23 protein-coding genes are annotated in these 25,357 nt (G+C 39.9%); 3 read left to right on the plus strand and 20 right to left on the minus strand.

All coding sequences use genetic code 11. The features are described 5' to 3' along the window. Nucleotides 1–6 precede the first annotated feature (6 nt). From pdxT to nox, 3 genes are all read right to left on the minus strand, one after another. Nucleotides 7–588: a pyridoxal 5'-phosphate synthase glutaminase subunit PdxT gene (pdxT, locus tag N8N51_RS08785; RefSeq protein ID WP_084926628.1), complete on the minus strand. Its 582-nt coding sequence runs from the start codon at nucleotides 586–588 to the stop codon at nucleotides 7–9. Then, on the minus strand, nucleotides 589–1,464 hold the full coding sequence (gene pdxS / locus N8N51_RS08790; RefSeq protein ID WP_000138517.1) for a pyridoxal 5'-phosphate synthase lyase subunit PdxS: 876 nt from the start codon (nucleotides 1,462–1,464) through the stop codon (nucleotides 589–591). It lies immediately after the preceding gene. Between the two features lie 152 nt (nucleotides 1,465–1,616). Beyond that, on the minus strand, nucleotides 1,617–2,996 hold the full coding sequence (gene nox / locus N8N51_RS08795) for a H2O-forming NADH oxidase (RefSeq protein ID WP_261077823.1): 1,380 nt from the start codon (nucleotides 2,994–2,996) through the stop codon (nucleotides 1,617–1,619). Between the two features lie 299 nt (nucleotides 2,997–3,295). On the opposite strand from nox, the gene N8N51_RS08800 reads away from it, so the two are divergent. The 3 genes from N8N51_RS08800 to N8N51_RS08810 are packed head-to-tail and all read left to right on the plus strand — an operon-like array spanning nucleotide 3,296 to nucleotide 6,147. Then, a complete protein-coding gene (locus N8N51_RS08800) occupies nucleotides 3,296–4,219 on the plus strand; it encodes an FAD:protein FMN transferase (RefSeq protein ID WP_153210593.1) in 924 nt (307 codons plus the stop codon). A 59-nt stretch (nucleotides 4,220–4,278) separates the two neighbouring features. Continuing rightward, on the plus strand, nucleotides 4,279–4,884 hold the full coding sequence (locus N8N51_RS08805; protein WP_049511449.1) for an NADPH-dependent FMN reductase: 606 nt from the start codon (nucleotides 4,279–4,281) through the stop codon (nucleotides 4,882–4,884). Between the two features lie 18 nt (nucleotides 4,885–4,902). After that, complete coding sequence (locus N8N51_RS08810; protein WP_120770008.1) at nucleotides 4,903–6,147, plus strand: NAD(P)H-dependent oxidoreductase; 1,245 nt, start codon at nucleotides 4,903–4,905, stop codon at nucleotides 6,145–6,147. Nucleotides 6,148–6,259: 112 nt separating this feature from the next. Here N8N51_RS08810 and N8N51_RS08815 read toward each other — a convergent pair whose 3' ends face one another. From N8N51_RS08815 to N8N51_RS08895, 17 genes are all read right to left on the minus strand, one after another. After that, nucleotides 6,260–6,517, minus strand: coding sequence for a DUF896 family protein (locus tag N8N51_RS08815; protein ID WP_000371299.1), 258 nt, complete (start codon nucleotides 6,515–6,517; stop codon nucleotides 6,260–6,262). A 42-nt stretch (nucleotides 6,518–6,559) separates the two neighbouring features. After that, a complete protein-coding gene (gene glyS, locus N8N51_RS08820; RefSeq protein WP_153210592.1) occupies nucleotides 6,560–8,596 on the minus strand; it encodes a glycine--tRNA ligase subunit beta in 2,037 nt (678 codons plus the stop codon). 211 nt (nucleotides 8,597–8,807) lie between these two features. After that, nucleotides 8,808–9,725, minus strand: a complete 918-nt coding sequence (glyQ, locus tag N8N51_RS08825) for a glycine--tRNA ligase subunit alpha (RefSeq protein WP_000038733.1) — start codon at nucleotides 9,723–9,725, stop codon at nucleotides 8,808–8,810. 35 nt (nucleotides 9,726–9,760) lie between these two features. After that, a complete protein-coding gene (locus tag N8N51_RS08830) occupies nucleotides 9,761–10,132 on the minus strand; it encodes a GFA family protein (protein ID WP_153210591.1) in 372 nt (123 codons plus the stop codon). Between the two features lie 268 nt (nucleotides 10,133–10,400). Then, complete coding sequence (locus N8N51_RS08835; RefSeq protein ID WP_261057041.1) at nucleotides 10,401–11,243, minus strand: aldo/keto reductase; 843 nt, start codon at nucleotides 11,241–11,243, stop codon at nucleotides 10,401–10,403. A gap of 76 nt (nucleotides 11,244–11,319) precedes the next feature. Continuing rightward, nucleotides 11,320–12,711 carry a peptidoglycan-N-acetylglucosamine deacetylase PgdA gene (gene pgdA, locus N8N51_RS08840; protein ID WP_261104042.1) on the minus strand — a complete coding sequence of 464 codons (1,392 nt, stop codon included), beginning with the start codon at nucleotides 12,709–12,711 and terminating at the stop codon, nucleotides 11,320–11,322. A gap of 90 nt (nucleotides 12,712–12,801) precedes the next feature. Further along, nucleotides 12,802–13,992, minus strand: coding sequence for a methionine adenosyltransferase (gene metK, locus N8N51_RS08845; protein WP_084923416.1), 1,191 nt, complete (start codon nucleotides 13,990–13,992; stop codon nucleotides 12,802–12,804). Between the two features lie 367 nt (nucleotides 13,993–14,359). Further along, a complete protein-coding gene (locus N8N51_RS08850; RefSeq protein WP_084923415.1) occupies nucleotides 14,360–15,703 on the minus strand; it encodes a DEAD/DEAH box helicase in 1,344 nt (447 codons plus the stop codon). Between the two features lie 141 nt (nucleotides 15,704–15,844). Then, nucleotides 15,845–16,660: an endonuclease/exonuclease/phosphatase family protein gene (locus tag N8N51_RS08855; RefSeq protein WP_084923414.1), complete on the minus strand. Its 816-nt coding sequence runs from the start codon at nucleotides 16,658–16,660 to the stop codon at nucleotides 15,845–15,847. Between the two features lie 51 nt (nucleotides 16,661–16,711). Next, nucleotides 16,712–18,892 (minus strand): PTS transporter subunit IIBC, encoded by a 2,181-nt coding sequence (locus tag N8N51_RS08860; protein ID WP_261089504.1) that lies wholly within the window; start codon nucleotides 18,890–18,892, stop codon nucleotides 16,712–16,714. Nucleotides 18,893–19,076: 184 nt separating this feature from the next. Then, the gene (gene ftsX / locus N8N51_RS08865; RefSeq protein ID WP_261104043.1) at nucleotides 19,077–20,003 is read right to left on the minus strand and encodes a permease-like cell division protein FtsX; all 927 of its coding nucleotides are present in this window, start codon (nucleotides 20,001–20,003) and stop codon (nucleotides 19,077–19,079) included. Next, nucleotides 19,996–20,688 (minus strand): cell division ATP-binding protein FtsE, encoded by a 693-nt coding sequence (gene ftsE, locus N8N51_RS08870; protein WP_000022269.1) that lies wholly within the window; start codon nucleotides 20,686–20,688, stop codon nucleotides 19,996–19,998. The genes ftsX and ftsE overlap by 8 nt, the downstream gene beginning before the upstream one ends. A 17-nt stretch (nucleotides 20,689–20,705) precedes the next feature. After that, nucleotides 20,706–21,801, minus strand: a protein-coding gene (prfB, locus tag N8N51_RS08875) for a peptide chain release factor 2 (protein ID WP_261104044.1) whose coding sequence is annotated in 2 segments (ribosomal slippage) — nucleotides 20,706–21,728 and nucleotides 21,730–21,801 — 1,095 coding nt in all. Because the reading frame shifts where the segments join, the coding sequence is not laid out codon by codon here. A 107-nt stretch (nucleotides 21,802–21,908) separates the two neighbouring features. Next, on the minus strand, nucleotides 21,909–22,565 hold the full coding sequence (locus N8N51_RS08880) for a CBS domain-containing protein (protein WP_000268660.1): 657 nt from the start codon (nucleotides 22,563–22,565) through the stop codon (nucleotides 21,909–21,911). A 360-nt stretch (nucleotides 22,566–22,925) separates the two neighbouring features. Further along, nucleotides 22,926–23,636: an ABC transporter ATP-binding protein gene (locus tag N8N51_RS08885; RefSeq protein ID WP_049497486.1), complete on the minus strand. Its 711-nt coding sequence runs from the start codon at nucleotides 23,634–23,636 to the stop codon at nucleotides 22,926–22,928. Then, on the minus strand, nucleotides 23,636–24,400 hold the full coding sequence (locus N8N51_RS08890; protein ID WP_001185995.1) for an ABC transporter ATP-binding protein: 765 nt from the start codon (nucleotides 24,398–24,400) through the stop codon (nucleotides 23,636–23,638). The genes N8N51_RS08885 and N8N51_RS08890 overlap by 1 nt, the downstream gene beginning before the upstream one ends. Next, nucleotides 24,400–25,356 (minus strand): branched-chain amino acid ABC transporter permease, encoded by a 957-nt coding sequence (locus N8N51_RS08895; protein WP_033677572.1) that lies wholly within the window; start codon nucleotides 25,354–25,356, stop codon nucleotides 24,400–24,402. Before N8N51_RS08895 ends, N8N51_RS08890 begins: the two co-directional genes overlap by 1 nt. Nucleotide 25,357: the final 1 nt, after the last annotated feature.

The raw sequence follows: 25,357 nt of genomic DNA on the forward strand, positions 1-25,357 counted from the left end.
TCAATCTCAACTTTTTTCTTTACACATATTGATAAAGTACTGGTGCAAGCGCACATCATCAGTCAATTCTGGATGAAAAGAAGTTACCAACATATTTTTTTCTTGGGCTGCAACGATTTGATTATCAACTGTTGCTAGAATTTCTACATCTTCTCCAACACTGCTGATAATTGGACCACGGATAAAAGTCATTGGAATCTGACCGACTCCCTTACATTCTGCTTCCGTGTAGAAACTTCCTAATTGGCGCCCATAGGCATTGCGCTCGACCACCATATCCATGGTTCCTAGATGACTCTCTTCCTGAGAAGCAATTTCCTTAGCTAGCAAAATCAAGCCAGCACAGGTTCCAAATACTGGCAAGCCAGATAGAATTGCTTCTCGAATGGGAATCAGCATGTCCTGCTCACGTAAGAGCTTGCCCATGGTTGTAGATTCCCCACCAGGTAATATCAATCCCGACAAATCACTCTGATGTTTCTGAAAATCATCTAAATTTCTGATTTCAACACTTTCGACACCTAATTGATCTAGCACTTTTGCATGTTCTGCAAAGGCCCCTTGCAAGGCCAATATTCCGATTTTCATCTATTTTCCTCGCTCAGCCATGAGGATTTGGATCTCATTTTCATTGATACCAACCATGGCTTCTCCTAAATCTTCAGAGATTTGAGCCAAGATTTGAGGATTTCGGAAATTAGTCACCGCTTTGACAATAGCACTCGCTCGTTTAACAGGATCTCCTGACTTGAAAATACCTGAACCGACAAAGACACCCTCTGCCCCTAATTGCATCATCAGCGCAGCATCTGCTGGCGTTGCAACACCTCCAGCAGCGAAATTTACAACTGGCAATTTCCCATGTTCATGGACGTATTGAACCAATTCTACAGGGACTTGTAAGTCCTTGGCGGCAACATAAAGTTCGTCCTCACGTAGGTTTTGAATGCGGCGAATTTCCTGATTCATCATACGCATATGACGAACAGCTTGAACAATGTCTCCTGTCCCTGGTTCTCCTTTTGTACGAATCATAGAAGCACCTTCAGCGATACGACGCAAGGCTTCACCCAAGTCCTTAGCCCCACAGACAAAAGGAACTTGGAATTCTTTTTTGTCCACATGGAAACGGTCGTCTGCTGGAGATAAAACTTCACTCTCATCGATATAGTCAATCTCAATAGCCTCTAAAATCTGAGCTTCAACAAAATGCCCGATTCTGACCTTGGCCATTACTGGAATGCTAACCGCTTCTTGGATTTCCTTAATCATCTTTGGATCACTCATACGGGAAACCCCACCAGCTGCACGAATATCAGCCGGAATCCTCTCCAAGGCCATCACAGCTGCCGCACCAGCAGCTTCTGCAATACGGGCCTGTTCAGGATTCTGAACGTCCATGATAACGCCACCTTTAAGCATTTGTGCTAAGTTTTTATTTAATTCATAACGATTTTCAGTCATTTGTTTTATCCTCATCATTTGTATTGGTAGCTACCATTTCATTTTAAGTTAGATTAGAATGAATCACAAGATAAAAAAAACGTAATTGTATGGGTACAGAATAGTTAAAAAACTATCTGGTCTTAACTTAAGGCCAGATAGCTCATTCATTTTTATTTTTCAGCTGTAAGGGCAGCCATTGTGATGTAGTTGTATGGTTTGTTAAAGTGTGGCAAGAAGAATAGGTCTGTCAATGCCAATTTATCAATTGTCACATGCTCTTGGATAGCAAGTGAGAACATGTGGATTCCCATGCTGATTGCAGAATCGTGTGAAACCATTTGTGCACCAAGAATTTCACGGCTATCTTTGTCAAAGACAATCTTGATGGCAACTTCATGGTTATCATGTTTCATGAATTCTGGTTTTTGAAGATCGTTAAAGCCTGTTTCAGTTGCGTTGTAACCAGCAGCTTTAGCTTTTTCAAGAGTCAAACCAGTTGAAACCATGTGAAGACCGTAGATTGAGATACCGTTTGAACCTTGAACACCGATTCCTTCCAATTCATGTCCACAAGCATTGTAAGCACCAACAATACCAGTACGAACTGCGTTTGAAGCAAGTGCGATGTAGCTTGTATCTTTACGAGCGTTGTCATAAACAGTCGCACAGTCTCCAACAGCAAATACACCAGGAAGTGAAGTTTCTTGTTTCTTGTTTACAAGGAAGGCACCGTTACGGAAGAGTTCAATCTTACCATCAGCAAGAGCAGTATTTGGACGGAAACCAACTGCAAGGATAACCATATCCACATCGAAAGTTTCTTTATCAGTAATCAAGCGTTCAACTTTACCGTCACCCTCGATTGCTTTAACAGTTTGACCAAGAGCCAAGCGAATGTTGTGGTCTTCCAAGTTCTTCGCCATCATTTGTGTGAAGTCTCTGTCATAGTAACCGTTCAAAACAGTATCAACGATATCAACAAGGACAACTTCTTTTCCAAGACGCTCAAAGGCTTCAGCAAGTTCAACACCGATGTAACCACCACCAACAACGGCGATACGGTCGAGGTGTTGGCTCTTGTCAGCAAGTTTATTAATAACTTCTTCAGCATTTTGGTACAATTTCACGAATTGTACGTTTTCAAGAGTTGCTTTAAATTCGCGGTTTCCTTTAACAATTTCAACACCTTCGATTGGTGGCAAGATTGGTGTAGAACCCGTAGCAAAAATCAATTTCTCGTATGATTCTTTGTGCTCTTTCCCTTCAACTTCTGCTGTAACTACTTTGTTATCATAGTCGATTGAAAGAACTGGTGACTTCATGTAAACCTTAGCACCTTTAGCTTCCAATTTTTCTTTATCAGAATAGAACAAGCCTTCAGCACCATCAATTTGTTCACCGATCCAAAGGGCCATTCCACATCCTAGGAAAGAGATGTTAGAGTTTTGGTCGAATACAACGATTTCGTTCTCATTACCAAAATTATCCAACATAGTATTAATACATGCTGTACCAGCGTGGTTAGCACCAACTACAACGATTTTACTCATAGAAAAATTCCTACCTTCAATTTTAAATTTACTCTTCTAGTATAACATTTACTGTTAGCGTTTACAAGAGTTTAGCTAATTTTCCCGATTTTTTTGTAAAAAAGTGTAAATAATCTGTATTTTATCAGCCTTTCTTACAATTACTCTTTATATTTTCTGAGCATATTTCTAGACAAGTTTACAAATTTTATTTGTGAAAACGCTGACTTTATGGTATGCTAGTATCATGGAAAGAAAATGTAAGGGGTTAAATTTACTATATTTCATCCTTCTTTTCATAAGAGAAAGGAGTTGGTAGCTTGCCTCTTAGTTCACATTCTGAACGCCTAATGGGAACCACTATCACTATTTCATTAGTGGATGAGCGAGCCGATAGCTTGCTCCAGAAATCCTTTGATTTACTCAGAGAGCTTGAATACCGCTTCAATGCCAATAGCCAAGAGTCTGAGTTGATGGAAATCAATTATCAAGCTGGAATAACTCCAGTCAAAGTTCATCCTGATTTATTTGAATTGATTTCACTTGGATTAGAGCATAGCCTAGCGCCCTCTAGTCATCTCAATATCAGCATTGGTCCCTTAATTCAAACCTGGCGTATCGGTTTTTCAGATGCCAAGGTCGCCCAGCCTCAAGAAATTGAATCGGTGCTACCTTTAATCAATCCTCATTATATCGAGTTAGATTCTTCCACTTCCACTGTGTTTTTAAAACAAAAAGGAATGAAGATTGATCTTGGTTGTTTAGCCAAGGGTTATAGTGCGGATAAAGTTGCCCAATTTCTTAGAGAAGAGGGAGTGACATCTGCCTTGATAAATCTGGGAGGGAATATCCTGACTATTGGAAAAAATCAGGCAAGAGGAAATCAGCCTTGGCAAATCGGGATTCAAGACCCAGCCAATCCGAGGGGAAATCACTTAATGACCATCCCTGCTGTCAATCAATCTGTCGTGACTTCAGGCATTTATGAACGTCACCTGACTATCGATGGAAAAGATTATCATCATATTTTTGACAGTCAAACAGGATATCCTGTTGAAACGGAACTAGCGAGTCTCACCATCATCTCTGATAAATCCGTTGATGGTGAAATATGGACAACTCGTCTTTTTGGAGAAAGACCGACTTCTATCCTCTGGCAAGTCGAAAGTTTAGAGGGCATCGAAGCTATCCTCATCGATAAGGAAGGTCACCTAAGCTGTTCTTCAGGAATTCCTACTCTATAGAAATAGATGTTTCAATGGAGTTTTAAAATCGTATTATGTAAAAAGAGAAAGGAAATCTCATGTTAAAACTTATTGCTATTGTTGGAACAAATTCAAAACGTTCTACAAACCGCCAATTGCTTCAATACATGCAAAAACACTTTGCTGAAAAAGCTGAAATTGAACTTGTTGAAATTAAAGACATTCCTGTCTTCAATAAACCAGCTGACAAGCAAGTACCTGCTGAAATTTTAGAAATTGCTGCTAAAATTGAAGAGGCAGATGGCGTTATTATCGGTACTCCTGAGTATGACCACTCTATCCCAGCTGTTTTGATGAGCGCTCTTGCTTGGTTGTCATACGGTATTTACCCACTTTTGAACAAACCAATCATGATTACTGGTGCTTCTTACGGTACACTTGGTTCATCACGTGCTCAAATGCAACTTCGCCAAATCTTGAATGCCCCAGAAATTAAAGCAAGTGTCCTTCCAGATGAATTCTTGCTTTCACATTCTCTTCAAGCCTTCAACCCAAGTGGAGATTTAGTAGATCTTGATGTTATCAAAAAACTGGATGCTACTTTTGACGACTTCCGTATCTTTGTAAAAATCACAGAAAAATTGCGTAACGCACAAGCACTACTTCGCAAAGATGCCGAAGACTTTGACTGGGAAAATTTGTAAGATAGGAGAGCAAAAAGAATGAAATTTGTTGGACTTGTAGGATCAAACTACGATCAATCATATAACCGTAAACTCTTGGAATTCATCCGTCGTCACTTCAAACTCAAATTTGAATTAGAAGTCCTTGAAATTGACGAAGTTCCAATGTTTAACCAGGACGAAAAATGGGATGAAAGTTTCCAATTACGTCTTTTATATAACAGAATTACTCGTGCTGATGGTGTTATCATTGCTACGCCTGAGCACAACCACACAATCTCAGCTTCCCTAAAATCTGTTCTTGAATGGCTTTCATACGAAGTTCATCCATTTGAAAATAAGCCAGTTATGATTGTGGGTGCTTCTTACTACGACCAAGGTACTTCTCGTGCCCAAGTTCACCTTCGTAAGATTCTTGACGCTCCAGGTGTCAATGCCTACACTCTTCCCGGAAATGAATTCCTTCTCGGTAAAGCTAAAGAAGCCTTTGATGTTAATGGTAATATCACAAATGAAGGAACTGTTAATTTCCTTGAAACATGCTTGGACAACTTTGTAAAATATGTGGGAGTCGTTTCAAAATTGAAAAAACCAAAACCAATTGAGCCAGAAGATTTATATTGTACAAATTCAATTGCAACTACCATCCAAGGTGTTGATCCAGATGATCCTGAATGGGTAGAAAAAGCTGCTGAACTTGTTGGAGCTGTTTCTGGAGATACTTACGTTAAATTAGACCACGGTATCTTGACAGTTAACCAAATTGATATGTTCTTGAAGGCAATGCCATTTGAATTGACATTTGCAGATGATAATAATCAATTCTTGTACTTTAATAACGCACACCAAGACCCAGATACAATGTTTGGTAAACGTGTACGTGCTCAATCAGGAAATAGATTAGGAACAGTACACGGTACATTGCCAGATTCTAGAATGAAAAACGTTGAATGGGTTGTCGGCGTATTGCGTAATGGGGACCAAGAATATGTCCGTACAATTGTGCCAGGAACACCAGAAGGCGTTATTAATACCCATAATTACCAAGCAATGTACTATCCAGATGGTTCATATGCCGGAATTAATGAAATCATCTTTAATTTCCAACCATGGCTTGACTGGTACCTCAATACAACTGGTCAACGTCTAGTCGGTGGAAATGCTGCAGCTCCTGCTGGCGGACATGGTCACGGCGATGCAGATGCTACATCTGGAGCTTCTGATGCAGGTGATGCTGGAGGCCACGGTGGTGGCGCAGACGCTACATCTGGCGCAAGTAACTAATACTTTTAGGAACCATTTTGGTTCCTTTTTTAGCGAAAAAAGACTAGCAGACAAAAACTGCTAGTCTTTTGGTTATTATTTTATCTATCCTTATTAAAAGAAAGAATACTTATTATGAATTTGGGTCATCGAGACTACGACCATGTAATCCTTTTTCACGTTGAACTTGACGTAGTTTCTCTGGTGTAACATCGTTTCCTTCTTCGTCCACAATTTTGATCCCTTCGATGTGGTGACGAACAGTGCGACGATAACCTTCTATGTACTCCTCACGTAGTTTGGCTTGTTCTACTTTTTCTTCTGGGGTCAAGCCTTCTGTTTTTTTCTTTTTCGCAAGCTCGTTAATACGATCAATTTTTTTAGGATCCATGTTTCTCTCCTTTATGATAAGATTTAATCCATTTAACAGATTTTATTTGGTATTGATTTGGTTAAAACGTGCAAGTTTAGCTGCTTTTTGAGTTAAATAAGACAAGATAGCCAAACGATTTTGACGGACAGCCTGATCTTCGGCCATAACCATGGTATTCTCAAAGAATGCATCAATGACTGGGCTAAGAGCAAAGAGTTGTTTCAATTGCTGACTGGCAGTCCCTGACAAAACGAGTGATTCGACTGCTTCTGCCAAGTTTTTCTCTTCTTCATTCTCAAAGAGAGCTGAATCAACTGTAGCAACTCCTTCTGCCTTCTCAGCCAAGTTAAAGGCACGAGAAAGTGATTCAACAGATGGTTTGAAGTCTTCTTCCTTGCTTGCTTCTACGAGAGCATTTGCTGCTTCTAGCATATCTGCCACAACAAAGTTCGAACTTGCAAGGACCGCTTCCTTAACGTCTTTTGGAGTAGAGCCCATCATCTTATCAACACGAGCCTTGATAAAATCCATAACCTCTGTCTTATTTTCATAAGTCAAGCTGTCAAATTTCAAAGCATAAAGGCTATCAATCAACTCATCCATAGCAATGTGCCAACCAAAGGCATCCAAGATACGAACCACACCTTGCGTCGCACGACGAAGGGCATAAGGGTCATTAGAACCTGATGGAATCAAACCTACTGAGAAGAAACTCAAAATCGTATCCAATTTGTCTGCAATGGCTAGAATGGCTCCAACCTTGCTCTCTGGAAGTTCTCCTTCGGCTGATGTAGGCATGTAGTGTTCACGAATAGCAGCTGCAACTGCTGGAGTTTCACCAGAAAGAAGGGCATATTTCTCCCCCATAATACCTTGGAGCTCGTCAAATTCGCCAACCATACCTGTCAACAAGTCAAACTTGTAAATGGCTGCTGCACGAGCAAGGTCAACTGTTTCATCCACTGACAAACCAGCTTTTTCTGCCAAAAGTACAGCGATTTGACCCGTACGAATCATGTGTTCACGAAGGGAACCAATCTTCTCATGGAAGGTGACATTGTTTAATTTTTCAACAAGGTCAGAAATAACCAATTTTTGGTCTTCACGCCAGAAGAATTCTCCGTCTTCCAAACGGGCTACCAAGACTTTTTCATTTCCTTTGATAACATTTTCCAAATACTCTGCGTTTCCGTTACGAACAGAAATGAAGTTTGGCAAGAGTTTACCGTCTTGATCACGAACAACAAAGTAACGTTGGTGTTCCTTCATTGAAGTCACCAAAACTTCTTCCGGTACTTCAAGGTATTTGGCATCAAAACTTCCCATAAAGGCAGTTGGGTATTCAACCAAGTTCAAGACTTCATTAAGCAAATCAGCATCAATTTCAATACGTACACCATGTTTTGCCTCAATTTCCTTGATTTGGTCAACAATCATTTGCTCACGTTCACGTGGATCTGCGATTACAAATTGTGCACGAAGGTCTTCTTCATAGCTCAATGCTGACTGTATCTTAGTTTCTTGTCCCAAGAAACGATGACCACGGCTCACACGACCTCCCTTGATATCAAGGAAATCCAAATCAAACTCTTCTTCATCTAAAAGAACAGTTAAAGTGTGAACAGGGCGGATGTATTCAAAGGTGTTGTTAGCCCAGTGCATGCTGACAGGGAAAGTCAAGGACTTCAAGACATCCACAACACCTGGAACAATGGCTTCAACTGCTTGACCAATTTCTTCCTTAGTGACATAGACATATTCTTCACCCTTAATTTCACGGAATTCGATATCTTCAACAGTCAAGCCTTTTCCACGGACAAATCCTTGAGCTGCTTTGGTGAAGTTCCCATCACTATCCAAGGCAATTTTCTTTGCTGGCCCCTTAAAATCTTCAGTCAAATCAGACTGTTTATCTGCAAGACCAGTCACACGAACAGCTAAACGACGTGGTGTCGAGAAGGTTTGAACAGCTTCAAAAGACAGGCGATTTTCCTTGAGGAAGGCTGACATTTTTTCGCCTAGTTGTTTTTCACTTGGTGTGACAACATAGGCTGGTAATTCTTCAAGACCGAGTTCTACTAATAAGTTTTTTGTCATGTTTTTTCTCCGAAAAGTATCTTTTTATTTTCCAGTTTGCCTTATGTGATTGGCACGCAAGCAACCAACTTCATTGTTTCATTGCTAAAATTGGAGCCAAAAGTCTCCAATTTTGCCTAGTATCCTTAGCTTCACTAAGGATACCTTCATCACTGCGGCACCTGGTTCAGGGCTCACACTGTTCGCCCATTTTCGTAATTTGTCACTCTCTTTATTCTGCGTCTTCTGCTAAGAGTTTAGCTCGTGTTGCTTCATCCAAAAGTGGGTAGCCTAGGCGTTTGCGCTCTGCCACAAAGGTTTTGGCTACAACACGGGCTAGGTTACGAATACGAGCGATATAGCCTGCGCGCTCTGTTACAGATACGGCACCACGCGCATCAAGAAGGTTAAAGGTATGTGAACATTTGAGAACATAGTCATAGGCAGGGTGCACCAATCCTTCTTCCAAGGCGCGTCCAGCTTCTTTTTCAAACTTATCAAAGTTTTCAAGCAACATTTCTTGATCCGAAATTTCAAATGAATATTTTGAGTGTTCGTACTCAGGCTGGATGAAGATTTCTCCGTATTTTACACCATCAGCCCATTCGATATCATAGACAGAATCCACTTCCTGAATATAAGAAGCCAAGCGTTCCAAACCATAAGTAACTTCTGCAGTCACAGGGCCAGTTGCCAATCCACCTACTTGTTGGAAGTAAGTGAACTGAGTGATTTCCATACCATCAAGCCAAACTTCCCAACCAAGACCAGCTGATCCAGTCGATGGATTTTCCCAGTTATCCTCAACGAAGCGAATATCGTGTTCCAAAGGATTGATTCCCAATTTTTCCAAAGATTCAAGGTAAAGTTCTTGGATATTTGATGGAGAAGGCTTCATAACCACTTGGAATTGATGGTGTTGGTAAAGACGGTTCGGGTTTTCCCCGTAACGACCGTCAGCAGGACGACGTGATGGCTCTACATACGCTGCATTCCATGGCTCAGGTCCGATAGCACGAAGGAAAGTGTAAGGACTCATTGTCCCCGCACCTTTTTCATTATCATAAGCCTGCATAAGCATACAACCTTGGTCATTCCAAAATTGTTGCAAAGTCAAAATAATTTCTTGAAATGTTAATTTCTTAGACATTGAATACTCCTTTAATTTATATTATCTTCTTAGATTTATTTTTCAAGCAACCAAGAAAAGGCTGGGTCCTGAAAAATATGACGTTTGAGAACAGTTTGTAAATTCTGATCGCTTTCATCTATTGTACCTAATTTCAAAGCACAGACTTCTGGTATATTTTCTTGAACAGTGAAAATTTGACTATGACAGTTCTGGCAGTAATAACGCTGTTTTCCTGGAGAAGAACTATAAGAAACAAGCTTTTCTTTTCCATGCAATACTAGCTTTTCACTGCTAACTTTGGCATTAACTGTATAGGCAGACGCAGTTGCTTTCCGACAAAATGAGCAATGACAAAAAACTAATTCCGATAATTCCTCATCTAGAGTGTAGGTCACTGCTTTACATAAACAAGATCCTTTAAGCATTATGCTCCTTTCTACTTAGGCATTAGACGAATTCAAAAAGAACCGAATTTCAACACCCAAGCCTTGCGACTAGGGGCGTCAGAAACGCGGTTCCACCCTAATTTATTACTTCATTGTTTTTAAAAATATTACAGAAAGCGCCAGTTCTTTATTTTGCCCTACTTGGCTCCCACTATCCCAAGTTCGCTTGAAGAACGCCATAAGACTTTCTTTCTTGCTGACTATTATATCAAAAATTAGCACAATGTACAATTCTTTTTATGATTTTCTAGAAATCCATATCATCAACTCGTGGAGCACCAGACTGAACAACAATTGTTTTTAAGGTTTCACGTTCCTTATGACTCAGTTCAATTCCAAAGCAATCAAGATTAGCCTGAATACGAGAAGCTGTGACAGATTTTGGAAGTGGTAAAAATCCTTCTGCTAAGCTCCAGGCCAAGGCTATCTGAGCAACCGATTTACCGTGATTTAACGCGATTTCTTGCACTTGCTTGCTATCAAACAGTTCTCCCTGACCAAAAGGTCCCCAAGCTTCCAATAAAATTCCTTTTTCTAGACAGTAATCTACGACTTCCTCTTGATACACACCTGGAGCCAAACGAACTTGATTGACCGCTGGAACGATAGTTGCTGTTTCAAGCAAGGCATCCAAATGATGGGGAAGGAAATTACTAACTCCAATAGCACGGATTTTTCCTTCTTGATAGAGGTCTTCCATCGCTCTCCAAACTTCTGAATTTCGGATTTTCCAGTGGTTATTTTCTCTGAGTGGTTTTGGATTTGGCCAATGAATCAAATACAAATTCAAATAATCCAAGCCCAGCTGAGCTAAAGACTCTTCAAAAGCCTGACGAGTTTGCTCATAGTTGTGATTTGTATTCCAGAGTTTACTGGTTACAAAAATTTCCTCACGCGGAACGCCACTATCTTGAATGGCACGACCAACGCTTTCTTCATTTTTATAAATAGCTGCCGTATCGATATGGCGATAGCCTGCCTTTAAAGCCTCTAGGACAGCTTGATAGGCAATCTCTCCATTTTCAGCTTTCCAGGTTCCAAATCCCAGTACTGGAATCGTAACACCATTATTTAAAGTATAAGATTTCATTATTTTTCCTTTCTATGAGAAGAAAATCCAAAGAGCCAAATTTTCAAGGAAAACTTTTCTCTTTAGATTTTGTGTATTATTGATTGCGGTCGTAATAGAGCTGATGAGCTTTAAGACGAGAGTCTAACAAATCTGGTACGGTAACAAAGTCATAACCTTGCCCTTTCAAATAGTCAATAACCTTTGGTAAAGCATTCACTGTTTCAGCATGAATATCATGCATGAGAATAATAGAACCATTCTTGACTTCACGCTGAATTTCTGTCAAAATAGATGCTTCATTTTTACTCTTCCAGTCCAGACTATCTACATCCCACATAATAAAGCTCAAATCGAGGCTATTGCGAATATCGTCTGTAATGGCTCCATAAGGGGGACGCATAAGTTTAGAGCTAGACCCCAACACTTTAGTTAGCGCATCTTCAGTATCAGTAATTTGTTTTTTAGCTTCATCAAGAGAAAGTTTTGAAAGCACTGGATGACTCCAACTATGGTTTCCAATGACATGTCCATCCGATTTCATGCGTTTCAAAATCTCTTCATTTCCAGAAACATTCTTACCTAGCACAAAGAAAGTTGCCTTAATACCATACTTAGAAAGTGTATCTAATGCTTGATTTGTCGTCGTAGGATTTGGTCCATCATCAAAAGTCAAGGCTACTACTTTACGATTTTTCTTTTCATAATAAGCCTTATATAGCTCTGCATCCTTATCCAGCAAATATGAGGACTGAATAACTTCAAAGAAACTAGATACTGGCAAGGCAATCTCGTCTAGATTTTCAACTGACTGACTTGGATAAAGGATAATCTGACTATCCTTGTAATCAAAGTTCCATGCAGACAAGTCTTGGTCAGAGAAACCTTTAACAACTTGATCAATCTTTTCTTGCTCCAATTTCTTATCCTGTAAAAAAGAAGTCAGTTCTTTTATCAGTTTCTCTTTGGCCTTACTAGCATCTGAAAATAATTGATCAAGTGTAAAAGGTTTACCATCTTCTGTCAAATGTACTTTTGCCAGACTAGTTTTTTCAGTCTCTTCAACTTTTGACGAAGTTAAATCATAGACTTGTTTCATCACACTTCGGTTGACAATCCCTTTTAAAGTCGAATCCTGTTTCTCCGTATAATAAAAAACCAGATTTTCCTTATCCTCTAGATTGTCTTTAATATCCTGTGTCATAATTCCCTTTATAGACGAAATCACTTGCTCCCCTTGGAGAGGATAATAGGCAATTACTTCGGCTTTTCCCTTACGAAAATGATCTTTCTGATTTCCCTCACTCAATTGATTATCTTTATCATTTTTTAAAGACTCAATTTTTTGTTCGAAACTTTGCTTTGTATATATTTTGTATCCAATTATTGAACCAAGGACACAAATACTTACTGAGAAGATAGCTACTAGGGCTATTAGACTCATTCTTACCTTATCGTGATTCTCACGCTTTGCTCTACTTTTATCCATAGAACCATCATATCAAATTCAGGCTATAATTTCAATGATTTGGGAGGAAATAGTATATTAAAAAAGAGGGGAAGTCCCCCTCTCAAGATTTTATTTGACTGCTTCTTTCAAAGCGTCTACCTTGTCCAAACGTTCCCATGGAAGGTCAATATCTGTACGTCCCATGTGTCCATAAGCTGCTGTTTGACGGTAAATTGGACGTTTAAGATCCAACATTTGGATAATTCCTGCAGGACGAAGATCAAAGATTTGACGCGCTGCTTTTTCAAGCTTGCTTTCAGCTATTGTTCCTGTACCAAAGGTATCGATACGAACAGAAACAGGCTGCGCAACACCGATGGCATAGGCCAATTGCACTTCTGCTTTCTTAGCAAGACCTGCTGCAACGATGTTCTTGGCAATATAGCGAGCCGCATATGACGCAGAACGGTCCACCTTAGTCGCATCTTTACCAGAGAAGGCACCACCACCGTGACGAGAGTAGCCACCATAAGTATCTACGATAATCTTACGACCAGTCAAACCTGAGTCCCCTTGAGGTCCACCGATTACAAAACGACCAGTAGGATTGATGAAGAATTTTGTTTGCTCATCCAAGTAAGAGGCTGGAATAACCTCTTTGATAACCTTATTAATGACATCATTGTGAATTTGTTCGTTGCTAACTTCTGGATCGTGCTGAGTTGAAATAACAACTGTGTCCACACGTACTGGACGGTCATTTTCATCATACTCAACCGTAACTTGTGATTTAGCATCTGGGCGAAGATAGCTAATTTCCCCAGACTTACGAAGTTCTGCCAGACGACGAACCAATTTATGACTGAGTGAAATTGGCAAAGGCATGAGCTCTTCTGTTTCATCCACTGCAAAGCCAAACATGAGCCCTTGGTCTCCAGCACCAATTAAGTCCAGCGGATCTTGGTCTGCATTTCCACGAACCTCCAAGGCTTCGTTAACACCTTGGGCAATGTCAGGAGATTGTTCCACCAAAGATGGATGTACTCCTACAGTCTCAGCAGAAAAACCATATTCTGTATTAGTGTAGCCAATCTCTGCAATGGTATCACGAACCACACGGTTAATATCCACATAAGCATTTGTAGATATTTCACCAAAAACATGGACGGAACCAGTATATACAGCTGTCTCAGCAGCAACGTGCGCCTCTGGATCTTTAGCTAAAATAGCATCCAAAATCGCATCTGAAATTTGGTCTGCAATCTTATCTGGATGCCCCTCAGATACAGATTCAGACGTGAATAATTTACGTTCTGACATAAAAATGTCCCCCCTTAAAAATAGTGTTATAGAGTTACAAAGTACTGATAGGTATTTCTATAGTCTAAGAGTTACGACGCGAAAGAAATAAAAACGATAATTTTTTATTTCTGAAGCTAGTAAGGCGCATAGGGTGACCGCATTATAGCGGCAACCGTAGAATGACGAACGACTTTGGAGCCATCATTCTTTGCGAATTGCGACGCGAAAGAAAAAATAGAAATTTCTACCATCTTATCGGGACTATATAACTTTACCATTATACCATTTTTAAACTCAATTTGCAGTCTATAATGTAGTGTTTCTGTATAGATAGTTCGTTCTCATAAATAAAAAAAGTTGGAGCTCAGTACTCCAACTTTTTCTATTAAAATGTTTGGCGTTTTGCTTTACGCTCTGCACGACCGCGAGCACGATTTTCAGCGCGCTTGGTTTTGCGGCGCTTTTCATCAACCGCCCATTGAATTTTCTTCTTATAACCTGGTTTGACTTTTTTCTTTTTCTTTTTAACCAAACCAATCATTTCGATATCAAGCTTATCCTGCTTCTTTTCACGGTTTGCACGACGATCACGGTCATAGGTATCTTGGAATTCTCCATCTTTTACCATCTTCGGAGTAAATTTAATTCCTAATTTCTCCAACTCACGGATATCCGAGTCATCGCTTGGCTGATAAAGGGTAATAGCTGTACCTGGTAGGCCATTTCGTCCAGTACGACCAACACGGTGAACAAAGAAGGACAAATCTTGCGGAATAGCATCATTGATGACATGGCTGACACCTTCAATGTCAATTCCACGCGCTGCCAAATCTGTTGCGACAATATACTCAAAATCCAGATTTTTCACCTGGTTCATGATACGTTTGCGCTCACGAGGGGCAATACCCCCATGGATTTTTGCCACCTTCAAGCCTTGAGCAGTCAGATATGAATACAATTCATCAGCACGCGTTTTAGTGTTAACAAAAATCATTGCCAAATACGGTTGCATCAACTGAGTCAACTGGTAAATTTGAGCATTCTTATCTCGACCCTTGGTCGAAATCAACCAATTATCAATGGTATCAGAAATGACCGTTTTGGTCTTGATTTTCTCCATAACAGGATTAGATAAGTATTTTTTCAAGAATGGTTGCAGTTTTTGTGGAATAGTAGCTGAGAAGACCATGAATTGTAGGTCTTTTGGAAGGCTTCCAGCAATCTTATCAACAGTTGCCAAGAATCCCATATCCAAGGTCATGTCTGCTTCATCGACCACAAAGGTCTTAGCCTTGTGAATAGCTAGGTCACCAGACTTAACTAAGTCATAAATACGACCTGGCGTACCGATAACAATATGAGGCTGGTTACTTGCCAATTTGTCAATCTGGCGAGCCTTATCTGTCCCTCCCACATAATTAACCACACGAACTTCTACTTCTGAGTGAGTAGCAATCTGACGGGCTGCTTTGTAAATTTGAGTAGCTAATTCACGGCTCGGTGCAGTAATGACTGCTTGAACACTATCGCTAGCCTCATCTAATTGCTGGAAAATCGGCAATAGAAAAGTGTGAGTCTTACCCGAACCTGTTTTTGATTCACCGACTAGGTCACGACCTGCCAAAACAATAGGAATCAACTTGTCTTGCACCTCTGTTGGAGTTGTAAATTTCAACTCCTCCAAGGCTTCTCTAATATAGTTTTTAAATTGAAATTTCGTAAATGACATAATATCCTCGATTCTATCTATCTTACCAATTATACCATATTTTATTCCATTTCAGTAGTCTCACTCATAGAGCTTACTTTCAGTAGTTCATCTAATCAAAAAAAAGGCTGGAATTTGTGAATCCCAACCTCTTTTTAGTCCTTATTTCCAGTTTAAAATAGCATTCAAGCCATAGTGATCACTAACTTGCGGACTATTGTTGCCATCAAATACGACATGTAAATTTTCCACCGCTAACTCTTTGGTAGTAAAAACATAGTCGATTCGAAGGGGTTCTGTGTTCCCCTTCCAGCCATCAATTTCTGGTGGAACAGTATAGCTACCACTTTTCTCTTGAGCAACTTCAAATGCGTCTTGTAAGCCTAATGGACTAGCTAAAATAGCTTGGTAACCTTCCTGACCAGCTGGGTTGTTGAAATCTCCAGCAAGCAAAAGTGGCTTGTTCAATTCTTTCAAGACAGCTTCAAATCGCGCCCATTCTTCTTGGAAACCTTTATCCCACCAAGAAAGATGGACACTTGCAACTGCAAGCTCCTTACCATCAACTACAGTTTCAGCCAAGGCAACACGACGAGTATGATAGTCTGTTGGATCATCCACATCTGAAATCAAAATTTCTCTTGCTTCAATATGTGTTTTAGACAAGATAGCCACACCTTCATGGTAGCGGTCATAACCAATATGGTTATAGGCCCAAGTCCAGTAGTAATCTTTCCCTTGCTCTGACAACTTTTCAACCAAAAGTCTAACATAATGGTCTTGGTGAATAGGCTCAGCTGCTGGCAAAGCTTGATAAAGGTCATTAACCTCCACCTCTGGCGAAGTAATCTCCTGATTGATTTCTTGGAAACATATCAAATCATAGTCCTTTTCAAGAATATCCTGAAGCAAAATCTGGAATTTTTCCTCTGCTTCTTTTTCCATCCAACTGTGAGTATTGAGTGTTAAAAATTTCATTCTTTTCTCCCAAAATAAGAGGTTGGAATACAGCTTCCAACCTCAAGTATATTACAATTCTACTTTAGCAACTGCTGATTTAGCTGCAAGAGAACCTGTTTTTTCTAATTTAACTGATTTAATTGCATCACCATTTGTGAAGACAACTACTGTTGAAGTTTCACGACCTGCTGCACGGATAGCATCCAAGTCAGCTGTGACAAGGAGATCTCCTGCTGCAACTTTTTGTCCTTCAGCAACATGAACTGTAAATGGTTTTCCTTCAAGACTTACTGTGTCCAAACCAATGTGAACCAATACTTCAAGACCTGCTTCAGTCACAAGACCAAGAGCATGTTTTGTAGGGAAGATGCTTGATACAGTACCTGAAACTGGAGATACAATGTTTCCATTTGCAGGTTCTACAGCAAATCCGTCGCCCATCATTTTTTGAGCAAATACTGGATCTTTAACTTGTTCCAAGGCAACAACTTGACCGTCTGCTACTGAGTAAACTTCCTCAGTAAGACCTTTGAAGTGAACAGTGTTTTGTTGCGCTTCTGTCATTTGACTTGGAAGAGTTTCAGGAATGATTTCACCTGAATCAAGGATATCTTGGATATCAGATTTCAATACGTCTGCTTTTGGACCGTAGATAGCTTGAACTCCTTGTCCTTTCATGACAAGACCCATAGCTCCTTCTGCTTTCCATTGTTCTGCATCACCGACTTTGTCAGCGTCTTTTACAGTTACACGAAGACGAGTCATACATGCATCAACATCAACGATGTTTGCACGTCCACCAAGAAGGTTGATAATGTTTACAGCTTGAGAACCTGCAGCAACTTTTACTTCACCGCTAGCTTCTTCTGAACCTTCAGCAGTTTCGTAGTTACCGTTACGTCCTGGAGTGGCGTAGTTGAATTTTTGAATCATGAAGTTTGCGATAAAGTACATGATTACAGCAAAGAGAACAGTTACCCAAATGAAGTTAACGATATCCATACCGATACCAGCGCTAATCGCGATAGGTGTACGAGTCAAGAACTCGATTGAACCGAATGAGTGCATACGTAGGTTTACAACGTCAGCCATTGCAAAGGCAGCACCTTGAACAAGTGAGTAAACAAGATACATAGGTGTTGCGATGAACATGAACATGTATTCGATTGGTTCAGTAACCCCTGTCAAGAATGTTGCAAGAGCTGTTGCAATCATCATACCTTTGTATTTGTGTTTCTTATCAGCATCAACATTACGGTAGATAGCCACAATCACACCCATCAAGATACCGAATGAACCGATCATTTGTCCAACTTTGAAACGAGCTGGATGGACTGTATCTAACAAGTGTTGGTATTGAGTAGCATCAGTACCTTTAAGGTTTACAAGGTCTGTTACCCATGCAAGCCATAGTGGGTCTTGACCAAATACTTGGCTACCTTTTGCTGCACCAGTTAAGACTTCATAAGTACCACCAAGAGCTGTGTAGTTCATTGGGATAGTCAACATGTGGTGAAGACCAAATGGCAAGAGCAAGCGTTCCAATGTACCATACAAGAATGGTGCAAGGATTGGAGCAGTTTCTTGTGAGTTAGCAATCCAGATACCAAAGCTATTGATACCAGTTTGCACAAGTGGCCAGAAAGCTGAAAGTACGATTGCAGCGATTACTGAACGAAGAATAACTACAAACGGTACAAAACGTTTTCCGTTAAAGAATGAAAGTGCATCAGGAAGCTTACGGAAGTTGTAGTATTTGTTGTAAGCAGTTGCTCCAATAAAACCTGAGATAATCCCTACGAACACACCCATGTTAAGTGCTGGGGCTTCCATAACACTAATGAAGTAATCAGCAACTTTGATTGATCCACCAAAGAGAGTTGTTACCATAGCATCTGGATTTTTCAACATATCGCCTGATACGCCAAAGATTGTACCAGTGATACGGTTAATCAAGATGAAGGCAAGACCAGCGGCGAAAGCACCACCAGCACGTTCTTTAGCCCAGCTACCTCCAATGGCTAGGGCGAACAAGATATGAAGGTTAACGATAACCCCCCAACCGATTTGCTCTAGTACACCACCAGTAATAACGAGTGGAGCAAAGTTAGGGTTGATCATCACAAGCGACTTACCGATTGAAATCATCAAACCAGCAGCCGGCATAACGGCGATAACCACCATCAAAGCCTTACCGAATTTTTGCCAAAACTCGAAAGACAAGACATTTTTGAATGTATCTTTCATCATTCAAATCTCCTTTATTTTTATTTAGGCAAACGTTTTACGAAAACGTTTGCACTTTCTACAATTCAATTATACCACTTTTTTTTTTTTTGTAAAGGCTTTTATTAAAAAAAGTAGACTTTTTTCTAAAATTTTTGTAGTAAAAAAGGAGATAGTAAAATCTCCTCAAATATACATCTATTAAAATTTAGACTTTTAAGAATCGGCGCATAGAAATTCCTGATCCGATTGAACCTATAAAAATTCCAATCACAAATAATAAGGCAATCATCAGTGGACTGAATACTTCTGGTGATATCATTGAAAGATTCTGACCGACTAATGACTTATTAACCGATTGGTAAACCATTTTATAGACAATAAATACCAGAACTGATGGGAGTGTTGCTCCAAGCAAACCAATGAAGGCACCTTCAAGCAAGAAAGGTCCGCGGATATAGCCATTCTTAGCACCTACTAAACGCATGATTTGAATTTCACGGCTTCGTGAAATGATGGTGATACGTATAGTATTAGAAATCAAGAACACCGCAATGAAAATCAATAATCCAGCGATAACTAGTCCCCAGACACGAATAAATGAAGCTAACTTAAACAAGCGTTCTGTATTAGCACCACCATCTTGAACTTCTGATACACCTTCGATTTTCTTAGCCTCTTCTGCTACCGTCTTTACATCACTTGGTGTATTGGTATCTACTATATAAGCATCATAGAGAGGGTTTGCATCACCTTCAAAGATTTTCCAGTTGTCGCCCATTGTTTCTGTCAACTTTTCATATTGTTCTTCTTTACTTGAAAAGGTAACACTTTTAACGGTTGACATACCTTTCAAAGCATCGTATACCTTGTGGTAATCATTATTAGTAACAGTTTGACCTTCTTTTTCAATCGTCTCACTATTATCAGCTACGTCCTTACGAATATATACCATTACTCGGACATTGTTTTCAATATCTGTAGCGAGTTTAGCTGTATTAAAAATAACAGATGCAAATATTGCAACTAAAGTCAAAGTAATCATAACTGAACTGACAGCAGCTACTGTCATCCAGCCATTTCGTTTCAAACTTTTTAATGATTCAAATAAATGACGAAAAAATCTACTAATCATCGTATCCATATTCTCCTTTAGCTTCGTCACGAACGACACGGCCATTTTCAATGGCAATGACACGGTGGCGCAAGGTATTTACAATCTGACTGTTGTGGGTCGCCATCAAGACAGTTGTACCTTGGAGATTGATGCGTTCCAACAAATTCATAATTTCCCATGAATTATCCGGGTCCAAGTTTCCTGTTGGTTCGTCCGCAATCAATACTTTTGGATTGTTTACAATGGCACGCGCTATCGCAATACGTTGCTGTTCTCCCCCTGAAAGTTCATTTGGGAAAGAACGAACCTTATGCTTCAATCCAACCAAGTCTAAGACTTCCATAACACGTTTTTTGATATTACGGCGACTTTCTCCAATTACCTCCATTGCATAAGCAATATTTTCATAAACGGTTTTCTTTGGTAACAGTTTATAATCTTGGAAGACAACCCCAACACTACGACGTAGGAGAGGAACATCTTTCTTTTTAATTTTAACCAGATTAAAACCAGCAACAGATAAGCTTCCTTTTTCGATTTTTACTTCGCGATACAAAGAACGAATAAAGGTTGATTTCCCAGCTCCTGAAGGTCCTACGATGTAAACAAATTCCCCTGGTTGAACGCTTACCGAAACACCACGTAGAGCAGTCGTTCCGTTGTCGTATTTTTTGACGACATCTCTCATTTCAATAATTGACATGTGAGTTCCTTTCTATCTTAGCTGATTCTCCACTTGAGATAGGCATCAATAAAACCATCTAGGTCTCCATCCATAACCTTATCTACTTGTGCAACTTCAAAGTTAGTTCGATGGTCTTTTACCATAGTATATGGCGTGAAAACATAAGAACGAATTTGACTTCCCCATGTGATTTCCTTTTTCTCACCCTTGAGGGAATCGACTTCCGCAGCTTTCTTCTCCTGCTCCATTTGATAGAGCTTAGCCTGCAACATCTTCATGGCACGATCTCTATTTCCATACTGGGTACGATCGACTGTTGACTGAACGACAGTTCCCGTAGGAATGTGTGTCAAACGCACACCTGTGGAAACCTTGTTGACGTTTTGTCCACCAGCACCACCTGAACGGAAGGTGTCCATCTTGATATCATCTTCACGGATTTCCACTTCAATGGTATCATCCAACTCTGGCATCACTTCTACAGATGTGAAAGAGGTATGGCGACGTTTAGCAGAGTCAAATGGTGAAATTCGCACCAAACGGTGTACCCCCATTTCTGACTTGAGAAGACCATAGGCATTAGGTCCTTCAAATGATAAGGTTACTGACTTGATACCAGCTTCATCTCCTGCTTGGTAATCCAATACTTCCACTTTAAAGCCTTTAGCATTTCCATAGCGAGTGTACATACGAAGCAACATATCACCCCAGTCCTGAGCCTCAGTACCACCGGATCCTGGATGGATTTCCAAGATGGCATTATTATGGTCATAAGGTTCTGACAAGAGCAAGGTCATCTCGTAACTGGTCATCATCTTATCAAGTTCTGACAACTGTTCAACCAATTCTTCATGTACCGACTCATCTTCAGCTAAAAAGTCTAATAAAATTTCAACTTCATCCTGCAACTCTTCCATCTTATGGAAAGTATTGTAAGTGTTTTTTAATTCATTTAATTCTTGCGACGTTTTTTGGGCCGCGATATTATCGTTCCAAAAATCAGGTTCTGTCATCTTGTTTTCCAAGATAGCAATCTCTTCCTCTAAACCTTCGAGGTCAAAGAGACCCCCTGAAAGAAGCTAATTTTTCACGATTTGCGTCAATTTTCTGACGAATTACTGAAATGTCCATAAATACTCCTTTTTTACATTATTTCATTATAGCATATTTTATCATTTCTTTCCATCTTTTGCTCTACTCCTCTTTTCATGAAAAAAGAAGCCTTTCGGCTTCCCTTCTTACAAGACTTTTGCTGAAGTACGAGTGATTTCTTCTACTTGAATATTCTCTGATTCAAATTTTTCTTTCAAGGCTGGTAAATCAATTGAGCCATCGATTTGAACTTCGATAATGACCTTACCATCCTTACGCGGAATATTGACTGTATGAGAGATATTCAAATTTTCTTCTGCAATCAAAGAAACAATCTTTCCGAGGACACCGACTTCATCTTCTGTAACAAAGCGCACACGAATTCCTTCTTCACCGTAACCAGCAATTTCAAGAAAGGCCTGGAAAACGTCACGGTCCGTAATAACTCCGTATACTTGATGATTATCTACGACAGGAAGAATACCAATCTTGTTTTTCAACATCAGATAAGTTGCATCCTCTAGACTCGCATAGCCTGAAACAGTGACAACATCGCGAATCATCACATCTTTTACTTTTGTCTTATTTAGAAGATAATTCATCTCATAGATAGAAAGACTGGTTGCTTTTGATGGACTAGCTTGCGCAATGGTTCCCTCAGTCACCAAACCAACCAATTGATCATTTTCGATAACAGGCAAGCGGTGCAATCCTTGCTCTCTCATTAAATCTGCTGCATGAGATACTGTTGTATCTGGACTAATATAAACTACCTTGCGGGTCATAAAATCTTTAACTGCCATGAGACTTCTCCTTTTCTATTCTTATCCCTATTATACAATCTTTTTGTAAATCTATCAAACGCTTACATTTCTTTTTCAAAATTCAGAAAAGTATGAATAAGCTAGCAAAAAGAGCTCTAAAATCGAGCTCTGTGAATGAAGGTAAAAAACGTTTCATTCGATTTTATTTCAATTATCAGAAGCTAACCTTCCAGTGCAGATGAGAATTGCTTCGCAATCTCTATCCGCAACCTAAACTAGTCTCCCAGACTATGCGAAGATTGCTTACGCAATCTTCATCTGCCGACTAAAACAATCCACTGGATAAGATAATTGCTTCGCAATCTTCATCCACCGACTAAAAAGGTCCCCCAGACCTTTTTAGCCACCTAGATATGCTTTTCTGACTTCTTCTGATGAGGCGAGTTCTTTTCCTGTTCCTGATAGGACGATTTTTCCTGTTTCCAGTACATAACCTCGGTCAGAGATTGCGAGTGCCTTATTGGCATTTTGTTCAATCAAGAGGACGGTTGTTCCTTGCTTCTGAATATCTTGAATAATATCAAAAATCTCTTGGATAAAGATTGGGGCAAGTCCCATTGATGGTTCATCTAAAAGAAGAAGCTTTGGTGTTGACATAAGAGCACGTCCCATGGCAAGCATTTGTTGTTCCCCCCCTGAAAGAGTGGCTGCGTCCTGGTTCTTGCGTTCTTCAAGACGAGGAAAGCGTGAGAAAACTTTTTTCAAGTTAGCTTGATTTTCTTCACGATTTTTCTTTAAGAAAGCTCCCATTTCTAGATTTTCCAAGACGGTCAAGCCAGGGAAGACGTGGCGTCCTTCTGGTACTTGTGAAAGGCCACCTGCTACAATTTTCTGAGCCGGCATTTTTTGGATTTCTTGACCTAAAAATTCAATCTTTCCTGAGCTTGGTCTAACTAGACCTGACAAGGTACGGAGAATGGTTGTTTTACCTGCACCATTGGCACCGATAAGGGAAACAACTTCTCCTTCATTTACTTCAAAGCTTACATCACGGACTGCCTGGATCATGCCGTAATGCACAGAAAGATTATCAACTTTTAACATAGACATTAGGCTTCACCTCCTAGATAAGCTTCGATAACGCGTTTATTGGTCTTAATTTCGTCTGGGGTTCCCTGAGCAATCAAACGACCGTATTCAAGTACATAGATACGTTCTGTTACTTCCATGACCAGATTCATATCGTGTTCAATCAGCATGATCGTAATCTTAAATTCATCTTTGATACGACGAATTAACTCAGTTAATTCTGCTGTTTCCTGCGGGTTCATACCTGCTGCTGGTTCATCTAAAAAGAGAATTTTAGGTTCCGTAGCGAGGGCACGAACAATTTCCAAACGACGTTGTTGTCCGTAGGCAAGATTTTTAGCAAGAGTTTCTGCATCACCATCCAAATCAAAGATTTTCAGCAATTCCAAGGCTTTAGCCTTTAATTCTTTTTCACTCTTGTAAAAAGCTGGTAAGCGTAAGAAACTAGCAAAAACATGTTGTTTGTGATGGTTGCCAAAAGCAATCAAAACATTGTCCAAAACTGTTAAATCTTTAAAGAGACGGATATTTTGGAAAGTACGTCCAAGTCCTAAAGAGGCAATCTTATAAGGTGCCTTTCCATTCAAAAGGTGACCATCAAGGGTAACTGTTCCCTCACTTGGTTCATAAACACCGGTCAATAGGTTGAAAAGAGTTGTTTTACCAGCTCCGTTTGGACCAATTAGTCCAACTAATTCCCCTTCGTTCAATTCAAGAGTCACATCTCCAACAGCTGTTAGACCGCCAAAATGTTTGGTTAACTGTTTTACTTCAAGTAATGCCATTAGTTTTGTTCCTCCTTCTTAGATTTTTTAAAGAAACGTGATAGGCTCAATTCCCATGTTCCAAGGAGTCCACCTGGTCTGAAAATCATTACCAATACCAAGGCCAAAGCGTAGATAATCATACGCACGCTAGCAACATCTTGGAGAAGCATATTCAAAATTCCAAGGACAATAGCTGAAACAATGGCACCTGTAATTGAACCAAGTCCACCAAATACAACAATGATCAATACGTTGATTGAGTTGATGAAAGTGTAATCTTTCGGTACAACTGAACCGATAAATCCTGCCTGAAGTGACCCTGCAATACTTGCAGTAATAGCACCAAAGACAAAGGCGATGATTTTAATTTTAGTCGTATTAACCCCAACTGACTCAGCAGCGATTTCATCCTCACGAACAGAGAGAGTTGAACGCCCAATTGGACTACGCAAGAAGTTCAAGGTTGCAATGGTTGTAATCACGACGAAGAAGTATACCATTTGCCAAGTTGTAAAGTTAGGAATTCCCAAGATACCTGCTGCACCATTTGTAAGGCTTCCGCCATTGATGATAAAGATACGGATAATTTCAGATACACCGAGAGTCGCTACCGCAAGATAGTCCCCCTTCAAGCGCAAGGTTGGAATTCCGACAAGTAAGGCAACTGCTCCTGAAAGCAAAGCACCTACAATCATAGCTCCAAAGAAGGCACCGTAGGTTGGTGATTTAGATCCAATAATAGCAGCGGCATAGGCACCAATCGCCATGAAACCAGCATGACCAAGTGAAAATTGTCCTGAAAAACCAACGATTAAGTTAAGGCCAACAGCCAAAATAATATTAATTCCAATTTGTTGTAAAATCTGTACATAGAATAGGTTTAGTACTCCAACTGAAACCAATACACTAATCAAGCCATAGCCAGCTAACAAAAGGAGTAACCATAGAATATTAACTTTTAAATTTTCCTTCATC

It is taken from the genome of Streptococcus mitis (assembly GCF_946188685.1).
GTDB classification, from domain to species: Bacteria; Bacillota; Bacilli; order Lactobacillales; family Streptococcaceae; genus Streptococcus; species Streptococcus mitis_CC.